General features: G+C 39.3%; 16 protein-coding genes and 1 pseudogene. 14 read left to right on the top strand and 3 right to left on the bottom strand.

The annotated features are described in order from the left end of the window. Nucleotides 1–171 precede the first annotated feature (171 nt). A complete protein-coding gene (locus tag ACT29I_RS06845; protein ID WP_430936034.1) occupies nt 172–1,812 on the top strand; it encodes a glycoside hydrolase family 43 protein in 1,641 nt (546 codons plus the stop codon). A gap of 819 nt (nt 1,813–2,631) precedes the next feature. Here ACT29I_RS06845 and ACT29I_RS06840 read toward each other — a convergent pair. Beyond that, nucleotides 2,632–4,335: a M23 family metallopeptidase gene (locus ACT29I_RS06840; RefSeq protein ID WP_444793032.1), complete on the bottom strand. Its 1,704-nt coding sequence runs from the start codon at nt 4,333–4,335 to the stop codon at nt 2,632–2,634. 238 nt (nt 4,336–4,573) lie between these two features. Between ACT29I_RS06840 and ACT29I_RS06835 the strand changes: the two genes are divergently transcribed. The 9 genes and pseudogenes from ACT29I_RS06835 (at nt 4,574) to ACT29I_RS06795 (ending at nt 12,696) form a co-directional block, all read left to right on the top strand. Next, on the top strand, nt 4,574–4,867 hold the full coding sequence (locus tag ACT29I_RS06835; protein WP_430937150.1) for a hypothetical protein: 294 nt from the start codon (nt 4,574–4,576) through the stop codon (nt 4,865–4,867). A gap of 10 nt (nt 4,868–4,877) precedes the next feature. Continuing rightward, complete coding sequence (locus tag ACT29I_RS06830; RefSeq protein ID WP_430937148.1) at nt 4,878–5,168, top strand: cell division protein ZapA; 291 nt, start codon at nt 4,878–4,880, stop codon at nt 5,166–5,168. 106 nt (nt 5,169–5,274) lie between these two features. Then, a complete protein-coding gene (gene rny, locus ACT29I_RS06825) occupies nt 5,275–6,804 on the top strand; it encodes a ribonuclease Y (protein ID WP_430937146.1) in 1,530 nt (509 codons plus the stop codon). An 82-nt stretch (nt 6,805–6,886) separates the two neighbouring features. After that, nucleotides 6,887–7,876: an SDR family oxidoreductase gene (locus ACT29I_RS06820; RefSeq protein WP_444793031.1), complete on the top strand. Its 990-nt coding sequence runs from the start codon at nt 6,887–6,889 to the stop codon at nt 7,874–7,876. Nucleotides 7,877–7,911: 35 nt separating this feature from the next. Continuing rightward, the gene (gmd, locus tag ACT29I_RS06815; RefSeq protein ID WP_444793030.1) at nt 7,912–9,027 is read left to right on the top strand and encodes a GDP-mannose 4,6-dehydratase; all 1,116 of its coding nucleotides are present in this window, start codon (nt 7,912–7,914) and stop codon (nt 9,025–9,027) included. Between the two features lie 101 nt (nt 9,028–9,128). Further along, nucleotides 9,129–9,452: pseudogene (locus tag ACT29I_RS06810) on the top strand (four helix bundle protein); the annotation flags it as partial. Between the two features lie 80 nt (nt 9,453–9,532). Continuing rightward, nucleotides 9,533–10,618, top strand: coding sequence for a GDP-L-fucose synthase family protein (locus tag ACT29I_RS06805; RefSeq protein WP_430937140.1), 1,086 nt, complete (start codon nt 9,533–9,535; stop codon nt 10,616–10,618). Nucleotides 10,619–10,692: 74 nt separating this feature from the next. Further along, nucleotides 10,693–11,175 (top strand): DUF4625 domain-containing protein, encoded by a 483-nt coding sequence (locus tag ACT29I_RS06800; protein WP_444793029.1) that lies wholly within the window; start codon nt 10,693–10,695, stop codon nt 11,173–11,175. A 336-nt stretch (nt 11,176–11,511) separates the two neighbouring features. Next, a complete protein-coding gene (locus tag ACT29I_RS06795; protein ID WP_444793028.1) occupies nt 11,512–12,696 on the top strand; it encodes a MalY/PatB family protein in 1,185 nt (394 codons plus the stop codon). A 92-nt stretch (nt 12,697–12,788) separates the two neighbouring features. Here the strand turns inward: ACT29I_RS06795 and ACT29I_RS06790 are convergent, their stop codons facing one another. Continuing rightward, on the bottom strand, nt 12,789–13,703 hold the full coding sequence (locus ACT29I_RS06790) for a DMT family transporter (RefSeq protein ID WP_444793027.1): 915 nt from the start codon (nt 13,701–13,703) through the stop codon (nt 12,789–12,791). Between the two features lie 452 nt (nt 13,704–14,155). On the opposite strand from ACT29I_RS06790, the gene pyrB reads away from it, so the two are divergent. From pyrB to ACT29I_RS06770, 4 genes are all read left to right on the top strand, one after another. Continuing rightward, nucleotides 14,156–15,064: an aspartate carbamoyltransferase gene (pyrB, locus tag ACT29I_RS06785; protein WP_430937132.1), complete on the top strand. Its 909-nt coding sequence runs from the start codon at nt 14,156–14,158 to the stop codon at nt 15,062–15,064. Between the two features lie 90 nt (nt 15,065–15,154). Next, nucleotides 15,155–15,613 (top strand): aspartate carbamoyltransferase regulatory subunit, encoded by a 459-nt coding sequence (gene pyrI, locus ACT29I_RS06780; protein ID WP_430937130.1) that lies wholly within the window; start codon nt 15,155–15,157, stop codon nt 15,611–15,613. 3 nt (nt 15,614–15,616) lie between these two features. After that, the gene (locus ACT29I_RS06775) at nt 15,617–16,207 is read left to right on the top strand and encodes a flavin reductase family protein (RefSeq protein ID WP_444793026.1); all 591 of its coding nucleotides are present in this window, start codon (nt 15,617–15,619) and stop codon (nt 16,205–16,207) included. 82 nt (nt 16,208–16,289) lie between these two features. Continuing rightward, nucleotides 16,290–16,862 carry a PhnA domain-containing protein gene (locus ACT29I_RS06770; RefSeq protein WP_430937126.1) on the top strand — a complete coding sequence of 191 codons (573 nt, stop codon included), beginning with the start codon at nt 16,290–16,292 and terminating at the stop codon, nt 16,860–16,862. 146 nt (nt 16,863–17,008) lie between these two features. Here the strand turns inward: ACT29I_RS06770 and ACT29I_RS06765 are convergent, their stop codons facing one another. Continuing rightward, entirely contained in the window at nt 17,009–19,441 is a 2,433-nt protein-coding gene (locus tag ACT29I_RS06765; protein WP_444793025.1) for a TonB-dependent receptor, read from the bottom strand. Nucleotides 19,442–19,586 lie beyond the last annotated feature (145 nt).

Genomic DNA, 19,586 nt, shown 5'->3' with positions numbered 1-19,586 from the left:
TAATCAACTATTTATTTTATCCATAACTTTCTTGCCAAAAGAAAATAATGTGAAGCCAATATCGTTTTTATGCAAATGGAATAGTTGCTTCATCAAGAGGGAAGTAGAGCAAGAATGCGATTGATCTTGAGAGCTTATAGAATAAACGAGTAAATGAATAAAATAATTAATATGAATAAGTTTAATATTGCTTTTATATTAGTGCTTATTGGTCTTCAAGGATTAAAAGCACAAGACGTTCCAAGCTCTTTTAAAAACCCAATTCTTTCAGGTTTTTATCCAGACCCTTCTATTTGTAGGGTTGGAGATACTTACTACATGGTTAATTCTAGTTTTGAGTGGTATCCGGGATTACCCATTCATCGAAGTAAAGATTTGGTGAACTGGGAGAAAATTGGGCACGGCCTACATCGTACTGATCAAATTGTGTATAAAGATGGCTTGAAAAATTCGAACGGCATTTTTGCGCCAAGTATCCGATTTCATAAAGGTACTTTCTATATTATTACAACAATGGTTGGCCAAAAAGGGAACTTTATTATTACAGCAAAAGATGCTGCTGGCCCATGGAGCGACCCAATGTGGATTAAGGATGCTCCAGGTATTGATCCTTCGTTATTTTGGGATGATGATGGGCGTTGTTATTACACCGGAGCAGGTGTGGTAGACGGAACACAAGGAGAATGGCCTGGTAAAAACGGTATTTGGATGCAAGAGATTAACCCAGATAAGGGTGTTTTGTTGGGGGAAAAGAAACAATTAACCTATGGTCATGCGTCTAATGCTCGTTGGGCAGAAGGACCTCACCTGTATAAAATTGATGGCGAATACTTATTGTTAATTGGTGAAGGTGGCACAGGGGAATATCATGCTGTTACAGTTTTTAATAGTAAAAATCTTTGGGGACCATACATTCCTAATCATGCCAATCCGGTTATGACGCACCGTCATTTAGGAAAAACGCATCATATTGGTCAAACGGGTCATGCAGATTTGGTACAAACTCCCAATGGCGAATGGTGGAGTGTGATGCTAGCTAAAAGACAAGTGGATGGTTATGTTACGTTGGCCAGAGAAACCTTTTTGGCCAGCGTTAAAATGACGCAGCAAGAAAGTGGCGTAACGCCTATTTATAATCCAGGTGTTGGGCTTCTGCAAAGTGAGCAAAAACGTCCTGATTTAGCATGGGCTCCTGTACCGGAAATAAAAGTGCGTGATGAGTTTGACGCAAAAGAACTGGGCTTAGAATGGAATTTTCTGCGCTCACCCCATGATAAATGGTATACTCAAAAAGATGGTATAATGGAAATTCAGTTGCGACCAGAGACGGTAACCGAATTAGTAAATCCGTCGTTCATGGCACAACGCTCACGTCATTTTAACTATCAGGCAATTACAAAGCTTTCGCTAAAAACGAAAAAAGAAAACGAAAAAGCTGGGTTGGTGATTTACCGACGTCATGGCAATAATTATCAGTTACTGAAAGGGAAAAACGAAATTGTTTTAATCAAAGTGTTTCAAGAGGGAAATAAGGGGGAATTTGAAGCTCAGGTGATAAATACTGTTCCTTACAAAAGATCAGCAGTTGTATTAAGTGCAAAAGTTAATGGTTTAAAACTACAGTTTTTTTATGGTGATAATGAACAGAGTTTAAAGCCAATTGGAGATATTCAGGATTACACGGTTGTTTCAGATGAAGTGGCTCAAAAATTTAATGGAGTTTACGTAGGGATGTATGCTACCTCGTCAGGTATAGAAAGCAAAGAAATAGCAAAATTCGATTGGTTTTCGCTGAAGGGCGAGGATGATTAAACGCTTAGAATTTTAATATAGTTCCTGATGGTATAATATTTTCATTTTATAAAGCGGTAAGCAAGTGGCTCGATTTGTAAGTACAAATAAAAATAGTGTCCTGTCTAAGGGCAGGGTATTATAGAATTTTTTCAGAAAGTTTAAGGTATTTCAGATTAATCTAAAATATCCTCAAAAGAGGTGGCATAATCTTCCTCAAAGGCCGATTTATGTTGCCTGCAAAAATTCTCGAAAGTACAATGGCTGACTTAGGTTTGCCCATCTTTTTATAGAGGTTTATTTTAAACTTCAAGAAGTTATCATTAAAACCAACACTAAACTCTCTTTAGGATAAAAAGTAAAATGATTCAAATTTTTTGTGGGATGTTTAATTCCATCTTTATCCTTTCGTTTTTCCAGATAGTACTTAAACTTCTCCATAACAACTGTGTGAAAATTAATTTACACACAGTATTACACACACTTTTTGAAAAAGTAAGCGAAATATTCAGATTTTATTTAAACCCGGATTATGCATTAGAACTTCGTCGTGAACATTGAGAGTGCAATAAAACAAGTCATAGCATCGTTATGGTGAGTTGAAGTGAAGCAGCGGAGTGTCTTGTTTTGAAACAATTTCAATGTGTAATAGATTTTCTAATGCATATTGCGGGTTAAACAGCGTTTAAATGCTTAAGTCCTATTGTATAGGTGTTTAAACGCTATTTTGACATCGTTTGGAATTTAATTGAAAGTCAATTAATAGTCCTGTTTGGGGCTTCAGTTGTGTTGTTTAAGCCTGGCATTACTAATGGCTAATAGGTAGGGTTTGCTATATCACTACTTGCTTACCGTAAAATGACTTTCTAACATCGTATCGTTTCCACAGTTATCGGTAATTATCAATTTAAAATTGTATTTGCTGCCCTTTTCTATGGGGGCCTTTGATAGCGGGCAAGTTAATTGATCCGATTTGGCATCATATTCGCAAAGTGTCCATTCGTTGTTTAAAAAACATTTGTAGGAGCCTATGCCAGAGAAATTGTCTTTAATTTTAAATAGGAATTTCGAATGGGTCTTAAATACCCTGCCACGTATGTTTTGGAGCGCTCTAATAGTTGGAGCTATAGTATCAATAACCAAAGTATAATCACCAAAGCTTTTGGTAGCTAGTGTAATAGTGTTGTTATCTGTTTTTCCACCCGCATAATATTTCTTACCGGAACCATTAACGGTTGCCAGACATACTTTGTTGCCAAACTCTTTTAGCGAATTTGGAATCTGAATCGAAATATTCATGTATTTATGCAATGGAGTGTGTTTGTCTCCGATTTTATAAAGAATACTTCCTTCGGGACTCGCTTTTTTAATAAGTTCCATCTCAATATCTTCATATAAAGCGCCTTTAGGTATGGTGCACTGAATACCCTCGTGTTTTAGTATGTGTTCGGTGGTATAGGTTAATTTTGAATGAGCGGCGCTTGTATTAGTCGATTCTTTTCCTTTTTTTAACTTAAACTTTAAGTCGGCCACATTATTGGCAGCATCAAAAGCTTGAATGTGAACTGTTTTTGAAGTATCCATGGATATGATACCGTCGTTCTGTCGCGTACCATATACGCTTAACATATTGCCTGGTTGTCGAAAACACCTTTCAAATCGTTTTCCTTTTTTAGCTTTGTAGGCATAATCTATATGGCTGTTAATGTATCTCGATTCATCGAACGAAAAGCGATCCAGTTTCCAACTGTAGAACACTTGATCGTCCACTTTCATATTTAGTTGATAAACACCACATTTTTTCCATGAACCAGACATGTAATCCAACATTTCAATCCCAATACCTATCTTACCTGAAGCGTAAATTTTGGGGTTGCCTTTTAAATGGTAGGCGCCATCGTAAAATACAACAGGGTAATTTCTGGCTGAATGGCTTCCATTGATGGTGCTGTTATTTTCTAAGGTATATATTCTGATGTTCATTATTTTGGGACGAACATCATCTTTAATCTTATCCTGAAAAAAGAAAGGGTTGATCGGCTGTTCCGTTTCCGTATCTCTAATTTCGTAATGTAAATGCGGCCCGCCTGAGCTGCCGGAATTACCGGAAAACCCGATTATTTCCCCCTTTTCAATCTCTATTGTTTCTTTTGGGAAAAAGTCGATGGAGAATGATTCTATTTTATACTGTTCTGCCGTAATAATCGAATCTATTTTTGACGCGTAGTTTCTCAGGTGACCATAAACCGTCGTATACCCGTTGGGATGTTTAATATATATAGCATTTCCATATCCTACCGGCGACACCTTTATGCGTGATACGGTTCCTTTTTCCATACTTTTTACAGGTAGACCCACCTTCCCGTTGGTCGATAAATCTATCCCGGAATGAAAATGATTGGTTCTTAGCTCGGCAAAAGAACCACTCACACTCGGTGTTATGTCTATTGGAAAAAGGAAATCGTAGCGGGGCGATTGCTGAGAATAAACACAGGGAGTGATTAAAAAGAAGATAACAATATATAAATTTGTGAGCTTCATCATTTAGTTTGATGTTTATGATTTATAGTTTGTGCAAAACAACTTGATGCCAAATCTGTTTAGCTAATACATTAAACTGCAAATTAAAACAAAAGGTTCCTGAAATACACTTTTTTTTGAGATGTAAAACATTAATTTTTAGTTATTCTCTTTAATTACTTAAACAGATAATGAAAAGAAAGCAAGCCTTTGTTTTTATTTTTTATTTGCAATGTTAACTTTGTATGGCATTTTTGTAAATATGGCGAGCGAAAATATAGAAATAGTACACAATTTACAACATAAAATATCGCGGTTGGTTGAACGTTACAGGAGTGCTAAATCGGAGAACGAGATTTTAAAAGCACAAAACGATCAACTCACCACCAAATTGGAAGAATCGGTTCGGGAAATGGCCGATTTAAAGGAAAAATACAATACATTAAAATTTTCTAAAACGATTGATGCAAAAGGTGGAGACGTTCACTTTGCTAAAATCAGGATTAACCAGATGGTGCGGGAAATTGATAAATGCATTGCTCTTTTAAACAGATAATTAGTTGCCGGTGGATGATAAACTTTCAATACGTGTGAATGTAGCCGATAGGTTCTATCCTTTGAAGATAGATCGTGCGGAGGAAGAGCGTATCAGGAAAGCAGCTAAAATGATCAACGATAAAGTATTACAATATAAACAACACTATTCAGATAAAGATCCCCAGGATTTTTTAGGAATGGCTGCATTACAGTTTGTAAATAAACTGCTTGAGTTGGAAGAGAAAAGAGATGTGTCACCTATAGTTGAAAAGGCCAGAGAGCTGGATCAGTTTCTGGGTGATATTCTTGAAAGAGAGTAAAATAGACTATATATATCAATAATATCCGCATTGTTTTTACATTTAGGTAAGGGTTACCTTAAATGTGATGGCGATTGCGGTTTTGTTTTATTTAATAACAATTGAAATGGAGATAGAGATTGGAATTGTTGCCCTGTTGGTGGGAGCCCTGGGCACATGGCTAGTATATGGCAAGATATTAAAATCACAAAGCCACAAAATATTACGGGAGGCCGAAACTAAAGCCGAGGTAATTAAAAAAGATAAGATATTACAAGCCAAAGAAAAGTTTTTACAACTTAAAAGCGATCACGAAAAAGAGATAAACACCAGAAACAACAAAATTTTATCGGCAGAAAACAAACTTAAACAACGGGAATCCGTCTTCACCCAAAAACAGGAGGAATTAGCACGAAAACGAAAGGAAACGGATGTTATCCGCGAGAATCTGGAAAGCCAACTGGAAATTGTGGAAAAGAAATCGGAAGCTTTGGACCGTCAGCAAAAACAACATGTGGAACAATTGGAAGCCATTTCCGGATTGACAGCAGATGAGGCCAAAAGTCAGTTGATTGAGTCATTAAAAGCGGAAGCTAAAACCGAGGCTATGTCGTACATCAACGACATTATGGATGAGGCAAAGATTAACGCAAACAAAGAGTCAAAAAGAATTGTATTACAAACCATTCAACGTGTTGCAACGGAGAATGCCATCGAAAACTCGGTAACCATTTTCCATATCGACTCGGACGAGATTAAAGGTAGGATTATTGGACGCGAAGGGCGAAATATTCGTGCACTGGAAGCCGCTACGGGTGTTGAAATTATTGTGGATGATACGCCGGAAGCCATTGTGTTAAGCGCTTTCGATCCAATGCGACGCGAGATTGCCCGTTTGGCTTTGCATCAATTGGTAACGGATGGTCGAATTCACCCCGCGCGCATCGAGGAAATCGTGAACAAAGTGCGAAAACAAGTTGAGGAAGAGATCATTGAAACAGGAAAACGAACCACTATCGACTTGGGTATTCACGGATTACACCCTGAATTGATCAAGCTGGTAGGTAAAATGAAATACCGTTCTTCCTACGGGCAGAACTTGCTACAACACTCTCGCGAAACGGCCAATTTATGTGCGGTGATGGCCAGCGAACTTGGGTTGAATCCTAAAAAAGCGAAACGAGCCGGTCTGTTGCACGATATTGGTAAGGTATCCGATGAGGAGCCAGAATTGCCACACGCCATCCTGGGGATGAAGTTGGCGGAAAAATATAAAGAGAAGCCAGATATTTGCAATGCCATAGGTGCCCACCACGATGAAATTGAAATGACCACCATGATGGCGCCAATAGTACAAGTTTGTGATGCTATTTCTGGTGCACGTCCGGGAGCCCGTCGCGAGGTTGTAGATTCTTACATCAAAAGACTGAAAGACCTGGAGACTTTGGCGCTGAATTATCCGGGTGTTTTAAAAACCTATGCTATTCAGGCAGGTAGGGAATTGCGAGTTATTGTAGGTAGCGAAAAAGTTAGCGACAAAGATGCCGAAACACTATCCTATGAAATTGCGAAAAAGATACAAACAGAGATGACTTATCCTGGACAGGTGAAGATCACAGTGATTCGTGAAACAAGAGCGATTAATTACGCCAAATAATGGTGTGTTGGTCATAAATTGTTAGCGAAGGTGGCGAAAGATTCCTATTTTGGGGCTCGTTATTATACCTACGCAATATTCTATGAATTCTAATCTGGAGAATAAAAATGTTTTAGTTACAGGTGGAGCCGGTTTTATCGGCTCTAACCTTATAGAAAGGTTGCTAAAACAAAACAATAATGTAGTTTGTCTGGATAATTTTGCAACAGGCAAACGGGCAAACATTGAACCTTTTCTTATAGATTCTTCCTTTAAGCTGGTCGAAGGTGATATCCGAAATCGGGAAGACTGTGATACAGCGGTCGCGGGGTGTGATGTTGTCCTTCATCAGGCGGCCTTAGGCTCGGTTCCCAGATCAATCAACGATCCGAAGACATCCAACGATGTTAATATTTCAGGCTTTGTGAACGTAATTCTTGCCGCCAGGGATGCAGGAATCAGGCGGGTTGTGTATGCAGCCAGTTCCTCAACCTATGGCGATAGTGAATCGTTGCCAAAAGTGGAAGATGTTATCGGTCGTCCCTTGTCGCCATATGCGGTTACCAAGTTTGTGAACGAGTTGTATGCGGATGTATTTGCCAAACTGTACGATTTGGAGTTGGTAGGTCTACGCTATTTTAATGTTTTCGGTAAGCGCCAGGATCCGGATGGAGCATATGCCGCGGTCATACCCAAATTTGTGAAATCATTGATTAATCACGAATCGCCGACGATAAATGGTGACGGTTCGTTTTCCCGGGATTTCACTTTTATCGATAATGTGGTTCAGGCAAATCAACTTGCCGCCACTGTTAACAATAGTAAGGCTGTAAACACAGTTTACAACGTGGCCTTTGGTGAAAGAACTTCTTTAAACGAGCTGATCGAATATCTAAAGGAATATCTTTCGCCATATGATGTGGCGATTAAAGATGTGAAAATCAAATATGGACCTGAAAGGCCAGGTGATGTGCCTCATTCTCTGGCTTCTATCGAAAAAGCCGGAAAACTCTTGGGATACTCTCCTGGATATAGTGTTAAAGAAGGATTAAAAAAGGCCATTGATTGGTATTGGAATAATCTATCTAAGTAAATAATAAAATTAAAACCATTATAATCAGAAACAATATGGCGAAAGTTGCTTTAATTACCGGAGTTACCGGACAAGATGGAGCTTATCTGTCTGAATTTTTATTGAAAAAAGGATATATTGTACATGGTATTAAACGCCGTTCTTCACTCTTTAATACAGACAGGATTGATCATTTATATCAGGATCCTCATGTGGACAATAAAAACTTTTTTCTTCACTACGGGGATCTGACAGATTCGACCAACTTAATACGAATTATCCAGGAAACCCAACCGGATGAGATTTACAACCTGGCGGCTATGTCGCATGTTGCCGTAAGTTTTGACACGCCCGAGTATACAGCAAATGCAGATGGTATAGGTACGCTTCGTATCCTTGAGGCCATTAGACTGTTGGGTTTAACTAAAAAGACTAAATTCTATCAGGCATCTACCAGCGAGTTATATGGTCTGGTACAGGAGGTTCCTCAGTCTGAGACAACACCTTTTTATCCTCGTTCGCCATACGCCGTTGCCAAAATGTATGGATATTGGATTACGGTAAACTATAGAGAAGCCTATGATATATACGCCTGTAACGGGATATTATTTAACCACGAATCGCCCATAAGAGGGGAGACGTTTGTAACACGTAAAATTACAAGAGCGGTTGCTCGAATCGGTTTAGGGTTGCAGGATAAACTGTTTTTAGGAAACTTGTCGGCCAAACGTGACTGGGGACACGCAAAAGATTATGTGGAAGCGATGTATCTAATGTTACAACAGGATGCGGCGGAAGATTTTGTGGTAGCCACCGGCATTACAACCGAGGTTCGTGAATTTGTTCGTATGGCATTTAAAAACATTGGAGTAACTGTGGAGTTCAGAGGTGAAGGAGTGGATGAAAAAGGATATGTGGTATCTTGTGCGAACACTGAATATAATTTGCAAGATGGAACTTGTGTGGTAGAGGTTGACCCTCGATATTTCCGACCAACAGAAGTAGATTTGTTAATTGGTGATCCTAAAAAAGCCCATGATAAATTAGGCTGGAAACCTAAGTATGACCTAAAAATGTTGGTTGACGATATGATGCAAAGCGACATTAAACTGATGAAGAAGGACAAGTACCTGAAGGATGGAGGTTATAAGACCATGAATTATTTCGAGTGAAAACTAGAGATGAGATATGAGAATGGAGAGATGAGATAAATGATTAAGTTATGGCACAGATAAATAGTTTTAGAGATTTAATCGTATAGCAAAAAGCTTATAAATCTTCAGTGGAAATATTCCTTTTGACGAAAAGTTTTCCAAAAGAAGAAAAGTATTCTTTAGTTGATCAAATTAGGCGATCATCTCGTTTAATTTGTGCCAATCTTTCAGAGGCTCGGGCCAGAAGGAGGTATGAAAAGGTATTTGTTAATAAATTAACAGACTGTTTAGGTGAGGAGTATGAGACAGAAACTTGGTTGCAATATTCATTAGATTGCAAATATATTGAAGAAAATGTATTTGTAGATTTAATGGACAAGTACGAAGAAGTAAGAAAAATGTTGATTTCAATGATTAATAATTCTGGCAAATTTTGCAAGTAATGATTATCCGATTAGAATTTTCCTCACCTCTCACCCCTCACCTCTTTTAATCTTCAAACATATAGTCTTATATAAAAGATATGGAAATAAATTCAAAAGTGTATGTTGCCGGCCACGGAGGACTTGTTGGTTCGGCTATAGTTCGCTCACTTCAGAAAAAGGGCTTTGGCAATATAATTGTAAAAACACGCAGCGAACTGGATCTGTTGGACGCAAAAGCTGTCGAGGCTTTTTTTGCTGAAGAAAAGCCGGATTATGTGTTTCTGGCTGCTGCCAAAGTGGGAGGTATTGTAGCCAATAATACGTACAGGGCCGACTTTATATACGAAAACATACAGATACAAAACAACGTTATTCATCATGCTTATAAATCGGGCGTGAAGAAGCTGTTGTTTTTAGGGAGTTCATGTATTTATCCAAAGGCTTGTCCTCAGCCCATGAAAGAAGACTACTTGTTGACGGATATACTGGAATACACCAACGAGCCCTATGCGATTGCTAAAATAGCTGGCATCAAAATGTGTGAATCGTACAACCTGCAATATGGCACCAATTTTATTTCGGTGATGCCGACCAATTTGTACGGACCCAACGATAACTACGATCTGGAAAAATCACATGTGTTGCCCGCATTAATTCGTAAGATGTATTTGGGCAAATCTTTGATGGAAAATAATTGGGTAAGCATAAACACAGACCTGGATAAAAAGCCTATTGAAGGAATTTCCGGTACACACGCAAAGGCTGATAAATTGGCTGTTCTGGAAAAATATGGCGTGGTAAAATCGGAGAGTGATGTATCGGTAAATCTTTGGGGTACAGGTAATCCACGGCGCGAGTTTTTACATTCCGATGATATGGCGGATGCTTGTGTCTACGTAATGGAAAAAGTAGATTTCGAGGATTTAAGGCAACCCAATAACAAAGAAATACGTAACACCCATATTAATATAGGTGTCGGTGAGGATCAGTCTATCAAGGAACTAGCGGAGCTGATTAAAGGGATTGTTGGCTTTGAAGGTCAATTGCTTTGGGACAGTGACAAGCCGGATGGTACCTACCAGAAATTATTGAATGTGGACAAGTTGATCCATCTGGGTTGGAAGGCAAGCATCGACCTTACGGAAGGAATTGAACGTGTTTTTACACAATATAAACAAGCCTGATGCGTTCATGTTGGAAACAAATTTATAAATATTATATTTGTCAATTAATTCTTACTAACAAAAACAAGTTGAAAATGAAAATCTATTTCCCAAAAATGATTTCTTGCTTCGCTATCGCAACTGCACTCATGCTATCGGCATGTGGAGGAGACGGAGGTGGCGATGAACCAGAACCAGAACCAACAGATTCGGCAAATCCAGTTATAACGGTTACTACACCAACAGCTACTGGTCAAACTTATCCTTTAGGTGGCACTTTCCAATTTACAGGAACGTTTACCGATGATTTGGATTTAAAAGAAGTGGAGTTTATTTTAGAAGACAATAAACCACCTTCAGCTGCATCTTTGAAAGCCGCAACAGGAGTTGAAGATGAGCCATGGGAGCCTGAAGCAGAAACGGTTGCATTATCAGGTAAAACTGGAGAAGTGAATAAAGGACTTTTTGGCGGTATTCCTGCGTCAGATATTTGGACTGGTTCTTATACCTTAACAATAACCTGTACGGATGCTGTTGGAAAAACTGCAACAAAAACGATTGATGTAACTCTTGAGTAGTTAAAAAATTATAAGGTTCATATACCTTAACTTAAAACATCCGATACATTTGTATCGGATGTTTTTGTTTTATGCCTATCTTATAAGTATGACTAATGATCATAAAATGGTTTGAATGTCGGATCTATTTGTTTTTTTTGTAAATCCGAAAACACTAATCTTTAATTTGGGTTATAGGATGAGTAACCTCGAAAATAAATCAAAATATTGATGTTTAAGAGACCGAACACCATTTTACATATATACTGATTGCGGAACACTGGTTTCCCGCCAAAGTGTAAACTTTTTTTTGTGCCGGAATGTCCCTTTGTTCAAACTGATAACTGAATACGAAATATGGAATACAATTTTAATGAAATAGTTCCTCGTAAAGGAACAGATGCCTTTAAACTAGAGCTGAGAGAGATGTTTTTTGGGGCCAACGATGTATTGCCTTTGTGGGTTGCCGATATGGATTTTAAAGCTCCTCCGGCGGTTGTAAAAGCTATGCAGGACAGGGCCTCGCATGAGATTTATGGTTATACGGTACGCGACAAAAAATTTACGGGAGCTATATGCAGTTGGTTAAGGAATCAACATCAATGGAATATTGAAGCAGAATGGATTGAATTTTCCCCCGGTGTATTACCTTCCATTATGGTGGCTATTTATGAGTTTAGTGAGCCTGGGGATAAGGTAATCATCCAGACACCGGTATATCCTCCATTTTATTCTATTGTAAGCGAAAATGGAAGAGAGCTGGTTAAAAACAGTCTTATTGAAACAGCGGGTTACTATACCATGGATTTTGAGGCCCTGGAGGAACAGGCCAGTGATCCCAAAACAAAAATCTTTGTTTTCTCCAACCCACACAATCCTGTTGGCAGAGCTTGGAAACGCGATGAACTAAAACGCATTGCAGATATTTGCATCAAACATGATGTGTTAATCGTTTCCGACGAAATTCACAGCGATCTATGTTTGTTTGGCAACAAGCATCTGGTGATGGCCGACCTGTTTCCCGGGCTTGGCAATCGCATAATAACTTGCATGGCGCCCAGTAAAACTTTCAATGTAGCAGGATTATCAACTGCTTATGCTGTTATCTCGGACAAGAAATTAAAAGATCGTTTTCATAAAAGGCTTTGGGCAATGCAACAGCATATGGGTAACCTTTTTGGTGGTATTGCCCTGGAAGCAGCATACAACGATGGCGCAGAGTGGCTGGAAGCACTAAAAAAGTACTTAGAGGAAAATGCTTTAATGGTGCGTGATTTTATTCAGCAGAATATGCCGGAAGTAGGGTTTGTGGTTCCTGAAGCAACTTATCTGTTATGGTTCGATTTTAGGAAGTGGGGCTTATCTCCGTCTAAACTACGTAATGCCATGATTGAGATTGGTAAAGTAGCCATGAACGACGGCGTTTCATTTGGTGCCGAAGGAGCCGGTTTTCAACGTATGAATATTGGCTCTCCAAAAACAACTATAAAAGATGGCCTTCAGAGAATTTTAAAAGTCAGAAATGCGGTGTATAGCAGATAAATTTTCATATTCTTATGGCTCTTCCCTTAAGCCCTTAGGCTTGGGGGAAGTACCGCACCAATGGTGTGGGGATGGGGGTAACTTTGGGTAATCTAAAAACGCTTCCCTATATGTTGGTTTTTCTTAGTTAATTTCTCCCTTCTGCGCTTTATAACCGGAAACAAAAACACCGAAGCTAGTATGATTATTGTACCTGCATAAAAACCGCCTGTCATATGTTCCGATTGGCCGAAGATAAAAAAGGCCAAAATAATGCCATAGACGGGTTCCATATTAAGGGATAGAATCACCGTATAGGCTGAAAGTTCTTTCATAACATCCACACTAACCGCAAAGGCAAAGGCAGTACATATTAAGCCTAAAATTAATAAATAGGAACTATCTGAAAGACTAGGTGAAAAAAATGATGCCGAAAAACCATTAACGACCAACAGATAAACGGATATTCCCATAACCCCCCCAACCATCTCGTAAAAACTAATGAGTGTGGGATGAAATCGGGTGGTGTACTTTTTATTGAGAATCGTAAATATGGTAGCCAATACAGTGGCTATCAGTGCCACTGTGATTCCCATTTTGTAATTTACCTCATAGCTAAAAATCAAATAGATTCCCAGAACGATAAATATACCAATTAGAAATTCCAGCCAATCAATTTTCTTTTTAAAGAACATGGGTTCCAGTATACTGGCAAACATGGCCCCGGAGGACGTAACTCCTAAAGTTACTGAGATATTTGATATTTTAATGGCATGAAAAAAGGCGATCCAGTGAGCCGCAACCACCAATCCGATGCCAACTAGTTTTATCGCCTGGCTGCCCGGAATTAAAATCTGTTCTTTTTTATATAATAAATATGCAAACAGTCCTGCTGCGGCAATCAACATCCTGTACCAAACCATTTGTATAGCCGGCATTTCAATCAGTTTGCCCAATATGGCAGTAAATCCATAAATTAATACAATCAGGTGCATCCATATCAAGGATGATGAATGGGAACGTTTCAATTGGCAAACGGTTTAAAATAAATGGCAAAGTTAGTATTTAAGCAAACAAACAATACCGATTTGTTACACTTAATTTTTCAAGGTTGATAATTAAATCTTGCCCATAAAAAAGTTTAAGGTATTGTAATTTTTATATTATCTTTAAGCTTTGGAATGAGTAATGAAATAATAATATCCAAAAACTGTCATCGAACCTGCACTTCATCTTTAAAACTAGATGATTACACAAGAGGTTTTTCTTTTTTCTTATTCCTGATATTTAATGGGCTGACATTTTATGGTCGGTCTTTTTTTTGCTTTTTCGTCAACGAGTTTAGAAATTTCCTGTCGTTTTTGTTTTGTCAGAAAATAAATAATGAAATATCTAAAAGTAATTGGAGATTCCGACGTTGGGAATATCCCGTTTCCATGTGCAATCGCAACTTTGTAATCTCATTAAATAGTACAGATGCATGAAGAATAGAAGTTTAGTATCCATTAACGATTTTACCAAAGAGGAGATCCTGAAAATTGTAGAGTTGGCTGCGAAATTTGAAGCCAATCCAAACCAAGATTTGTTGAAGCACAAAGTGGTGGCCAGTTTGTTTTTTGAGCCTTCAACGCGTACCCGCCTGAGTTTTGAGACTGCCATCAACCGTTTGGGAGGAAGGGTAGTAGGTTTTACGGATGCGTCCTCGTCATCTACAACCAAGGGGGAGACCCTAAAGGATACCATAAAAATGGTGAGCAATTATGCCGACCTGATTGTGATGCGCCACCCACTTGAGGGGAGTGCGCGCTATGCATCGGAACAATCGAGGGTTCCCATCGTAAATGCGGGAGACGGCGCCAATCAGCATCCTACCCAAACCTTGCTCGACCTGTATTCTATTCAGAAAACGCAAGGTACGCTTGAAAACCTGAATATTTTTATGGTGGGCGACCTAAAGTATGGACGAACGGTTCATTCCCTATTGCAAGCCATGAGCCACTTTAATCCGGTGTTTAATTTTATCTCTCCCGAAGAACTTAGAATGCCCGACGAATATAAATTCTGGTTGGATTCAAAAGGTATTAAGTACTATGAACACGACGAGTTTACCGATATTGTTTCCAGGGCTGACATATTGTATATGACGCGGGTTCAGCAGGAACGATTCGTTGATCCAATAGAGTACGAAAAAGTGAAAAACGTTTATATATTAAAGAATGCGATGCTGGATAACACAAAGGACAATTTGCGTATCCTGCATCCGCTGCCGAGGGTAAACGAAATAGATACCGATGTGGATAGCAATCCAAAGGCATATTATTTTGAACAGGCCGAAAATGGTGTTTATGCCCGGATGGCTATTATGTGTTCCATTCTGGGATTAGCGTAGATTTAGTAATTATCAAGTATCTTCCTGCAATCCGGCGGGGCTGCCTGTTCCGAACCAGGTAAGGAAGGTCATCTAATCATCTATTAAGTAATGAGTAAAAAGAAAGAATTAAGTGTTAGTGCCATCAGAGAAGGTACTGTGATCGATCATATTCCAGCGGATTGTTTGTTTAAGGTAATCAGTATTTTAGGGCTCGACCAATGCAAGAATCTTATTACCTTTGGGACTAACCTGGGCAGTCACCGTTACGGAAAAAAAGCAATTATTAAAGTAGCCGATAAATTTTTCGCGAACGAAGACCTGAACCGTATTGCCTTGGTAGCACCCGATGCTCGTTTAAATATTATCAAGGAATACGAGGTGGTAGAAAAGAAATTTGTTACCGTCCCAAAGGAAATTGTGGGTATTGCGAAGTGTTTTAACCCCAAATGCATTACCAATAACGAAAATATCACCACTAATTTTTCGTTGGTAAACTCCAATGTTTTGGCATTAAAATGTCATTATTGCGAAAAGATTACCACTGAGGAACATCTTGAAATACTGTAAAATATGTCGAAAGTAGATTGGAAACCGGGGAACATGGTTTACCCTTTGCCTGCCGTGATGGTAACTGTTGGTAATTCGCCCGAAAACTATAATATCATCACCATAGCCTGGACCGGGACAATTTGTTCCGATCCGCCCATGTGTTACATCTCAGTTCGTAAAGGGCGACATTCCTATCCTATTTTAAAGGAAACGGGCGAGTTTGTCATTAATCTTACCACCAAAGATTTATCTTATGCCACGGATTGGTGCGGGGTGAGATCGGGCAGGCAGTATGATAAGTTTAAGGAAATGCACCTTACCCCAGGAAAAGCCAGTGTGGTGAGCGCCCCTATTATTGAAGAATCGCCTGTTAATATCGAGTGCAAGGTAACTCAGGTGGTGGAATTAGGTACGCACGATATGTTTATGGCTGAGGTGGTCAATGTTAAAGCAGATGAAAAATTTATCGACGAGCGAAGTGGGGCGTTTTCGTTGTTTAAAGCAAAACTATTATGTTATTCGCACGGTAACTATTATGAGGTGGGTAAACGAATCGGTAAATTTGGCTATGCTGTGGAAAAGAAAAAACGTAAAAAAAACGTCAGAAAATAGTCATTGGTCCATGAGCATTGGCTATTGACCGCTGACTTATTTATATATCTTTGCCTCTCAATATTGTTAAGACAAAAAGAAAATGAGTGTAGAAAAAGAATTAATAGCACGAAGTGGTTCAGTTTGTGAGTTGTGTGGTGCTTCGGACGACTTATCGGTTTATGAGGTACCATCATCTCCTGCAAACGAAAATATCTATATTTGTGCTACATGTAAAGAGCAAATAGAAGAACCGGATAAAGTTGATGTCAACCATTGGCGTTGCCTGAACGATAGCATGTGGAGTACCGTTCCAGCTGTACAGGTGATGGCTTGGAGAATGCTTAGTCGACTGCGGGCTGAAGGCTGGCCGCAGGATTTATTGGATATGCTTTATCTGGATGAAGAAACATTAGCTTGGGCACAGGCAGCGGGTGATGGAGAAGAGGATGAGGATGCCGTTAAACATATCGATAGTAATGGCGTTCAATTGCAGGCAGGTGATACTGTTGTGCTAATCAAGGATTTGAATGTTAAAGGAGGTGGTTTTACTGCCAAAAGGGGAACTGCAGTAAGAGGTATTGGTTTGGTGCACGATAACCCGGAACATATTGAAGGCAGGGTGAATGGTCAGCAAATTGTTATACTTACACAATATGTGAAAAAGACAAATTAAAAAGGTATTCTGCAAAATAAACAGAAGGGAGTAACACAGAATGTTATTCCCTTTTTTTATTAGGATACCTGTTGGATTTTAGCACAAATAAAGGGCTCCATGTAACACGAAGCCCTAATTTATGCTCGGATTACGAAAATTGTTTACTACAATAAGTTTCCTATTTTTACTCCAACGTAAATGCTCCTAGGTAAACCAGGGCCGTAAATATAGCCGGGGTCTCTATTTATTCCAGAATCAAAGTCATCCTGGTAAGAGTTAAAGATATTCCTTAAGCCGGCATTCAGGCTAATATCAAATCCTTTGGCAGCCTTAATAATATATTCTCCTTTGATACCCACGTCAAAGAAGTCTTTGGAATCCCTAAATTCTCCCTGAAGAATTACATCCCCATTGTTGTCTTCAACATAAGCAGCATCGGGCCCAAAATACTCAAGTTTCATCGAGCCGCAATAAGTGCCGTTTAGAGAAAGCGTAAAGTTGTTAAACGGATCTGCATTAAACGTAAAGTAACCATACTGGTTTGGTGTTCTCAGAAATTTTTTGGTAAAGTTACCGACACCCGATTCCTGGGCTTCGTCGTATTCGCTGGTCTGAATGGTATAGCCCAGATCGATATTCCATTTGGTGGAGGGATAATATCTGGCTTCTAAATTAATTCCTTTAACTACTGCATCTCCACCGTTAACCCTTGTATAAGTAACCACCCCTTGCTCGTCCGGTTCGCTTTGCTCATTGGCAAAGGCGTCTGTCAAATGCGTATAGAACCCTTCTGCCATAAATTCAAATTCTGCCGACCCTATTTGAGTTTGGTAGTCTAAAGAAGCCATTAAACTATTGCTGGTTTCCTGTTTTAGGTTATCTCCGTTCTCATGAACAACCTTTCTGTTTCCTGCAATTTCAATATGTAAATCTTCATCAAATATCTGTGGTGCTCTGTATCCGTTGGAATAGCTCCCCCTTAACTGCAAATGCCCGGTTGGTTTATACAAAAGGTTCAAACGAGGGCTGACAACAGTGTTAGATAAGTCTGCATGACCGTCTTCCTCGTTGTTCTTTATATTGTAGTGGTCAACCCTTACACCTGCCGATAAAGTCACTTTCAACATTTCATAATCATATTGACCAAAGGCTCCCCAGGTATTTACGTTTTGATCCGAAATTGTTACTTCATTATAAAAAGTACCATCATGATCGGTATAAGCCAATTTTTTATCTTTTAAGTTGCTTCCTACGTTTTCAATACCTGTAATATAACTGTGTCTGCCTACGCCTCCTTTAAATTGAGCCCCGTAGGAGTATGAAAAGTCTTCCGTCTCCCCATATGCGCTTAAGTCAGGTGTTCCATCCAGAAGTTGGTCGGGATCGTCCATTGGACGTGTAAAAATGTAACCATCCTCATAAGAACGAGCCCCGTAATAAGTCCATCTATCCACATGCTGAGCAGATCCATAAACGGACAGTTGTCCGCTGTTCTCACCAACAAAGCGTGTGAAATTAATGCCCCCGGTATTGATGTTGTGTTCGACAGATTCGGCTATGTTGGCCAAATGTTCAGGTACATCCAGCATATCTCCGCCGCGACGGTCCTCTTCAATGTGGAAATAATCCAGCGTAATCTTGTTTCTGTAACCAAATCGTTGATAGATGCTGGTTCCGATGGTATAGTTATTAATTTCCGCTAGCTCGGTGAATGTGTCGTCGTTGGCATCGTAAGCCTCTCTATTTCTATGGGTAGCATAAATGTTGGCCCCTGTATTTTTACTTTTGGAAACGAGTGAAGCATTCAGATTGATATTTAAATCATGGCTTGGGTTTTCGTCAATACCAATTATTCCGCTGTTGATACTCGCTTCATAGGAGTTGCTGACAGCCTCTTTGGTGATGAGGTTGATGGTTCCCGCAATGGCGTTACTTCCATAGAGTGCTGAACCTCCACCTTTCACCACCTCAATTTGTTGAATCATATTGGCAGGGATCATCTCTAATCCGTAAACACTGGCCAATCCGCTAAAAATGGGGCGACCATTAACGAGTATTTGCGAGTATGAACCCTCCATTCCATTCATGCGCACTTGATTGGCTCCGCAATTCTGGCAGTTGTTCTCCATCCTTAGACCAGTCGTGTAATTAAGCCCTTCGCTTAAGGTAACGGCCTGTACTTGGGCAAGTTGCTTTGGTGTCATGGTATTTACGATCATCGAAGCATCTATTCTTTTCTTTTGGGTTTTGTCCGCAGTAACTACTACCTGTTCCAACCCTAATACATCCTCCTCAAGATTAATGTCAATATTTAGTGGGATCGCTTCGGAAAAATGAATAGTTACCTCTTTTGTTTTATGTCCAACTGATTTAATAACCAATGTATGTTCTCCTTCGGGTAACTCTTCAAAGAAGAATCTGCCATCAAGATTCGAGGCTGATCCTATGGTACTTGATTTTAACTGAACCGTTGCAAATGGAACAGGCTCTCCGGAGGCAGTGATTTCTCCTTGTAAAGGAGGTGTTTTGTCGCTGGCAAATAGATTTAAGCTGATTAGGAAAAGGGCAAGTGTTATTGTGTATTTTACTTTTAGCATGGCTTGTTGAGAATATATATGCAAATGAACAGATAAACAGACATACCCTGAGGGATGCCACCTTGATTTTAAAGTGGTACACCTTATATGTCGATCTATCCGAAGATTAAAAAGAATGGTAAAATGTCCCTAAATAGAATTGAAA

Source organism: Saccharicrinis sp. GN24d3 (genome assembly GCF_052400645.1).
Lineage (GTDB): Bacteria > Bacteroidota > Bacteroidia > Bacteroidales > Marinilabiliaceae > Saccharicrinis.
This window is presented reverse-complemented; position numbering and strand designations above follow the sequence as displayed.

Excerpts from the sequence above, each read along its gene's own strand:
- ACT29I_RS06820 (WP_444793031.1), top strand. The coding sequence starts at position 6,887 with ATGAATTCTAATCTGGAGAATAAAAATGTTTTAGTTACAGGTGGAGCC.
- ACT29I_RS06805 (WP_430937140.1), top strand. The coding sequence starts at position 9,533 with ATGGAAATAAATTCAAAAGTGTATGTTGCCGGCCACGGAGGACTTGTT.
- rny (WP_430937146.1), top strand. The coding sequence starts at position 5,275 with ATGGAGATAGAGATTGGAATTGTTGCCCTGTTGGTGGGAGCCCTGGGC.
- ACT29I_RS06770 (WP_430937126.1), top strand. The coding sequence starts at position 16,290 with ATGAGTGTAGAAAAAGAATTAATAGCACGAAGTGGTTCAGTTTGTGAG.
- ACT29I_RS06835 (WP_430937150.1), top strand. The coding sequence starts at position 4,574 with ATGGCGAGCGAAAATATAGAAATAGTACACAATTTACAACATAAAATA.
- ACT29I_RS06840 (WP_444793032.1), bottom strand. The coding sequence starts at position 4,335 with ATGATGAAGCTCACAAATTTATATATTGTTATCTTCTTTTTAATCACT.
- ACT29I_RS06800 (WP_444793029.1), top strand. The coding sequence starts at position 10,693 with ATGAAAATCTATTTCCCAAAAATGATTTCTTGCTTCGCTATCGCAACT.
- ACT29I_RS06775 (WP_444793026.1), top strand. The coding sequence starts at position 15,617 with ATGTCGAAAGTAGATTGGAAACCGGGGAACATGGTTTACCCTTTGCCT.
- gmd (WP_444793030.1), top strand. The coding sequence starts at position 7,912 with ATGGCGAAAGTTGCTTTAATTACCGGAGTTACCGGACAAGATGGAGCT.
- ACT29I_RS06765 (WP_444793025.1), bottom strand. The coding sequence starts at position 19,441 with ATGCTAAAAGTAAAATACACAATAACACTTGCCCTTTTCCTAATCAGC.
- pyrB (WP_430937132.1), top strand. The coding sequence starts at position 14,156 with ATGAAGAATAGAAGTTTAGTATCCATTAACGATTTTACCAAAGAGGAG.
- pyrI (WP_430937130.1), top strand. The coding sequence starts at position 15,155 with ATGAGTAAAAAGAAAGAATTAAGTGTTAGTGCCATCAGAGAAGGTACT.
- ACT29I_RS06845 (WP_430936034.1), top strand. The coding sequence starts at position 172 with ATGAATAAGTTTAATATTGCTTTTATATTAGTGCTTATTGGTCTTCAA.
- ACT29I_RS06795 (WP_444793028.1), top strand. The coding sequence starts at position 11,512 with ATGGAATACAATTTTAATGAAATAGTTCCTCGTAAAGGAACAGATGCC.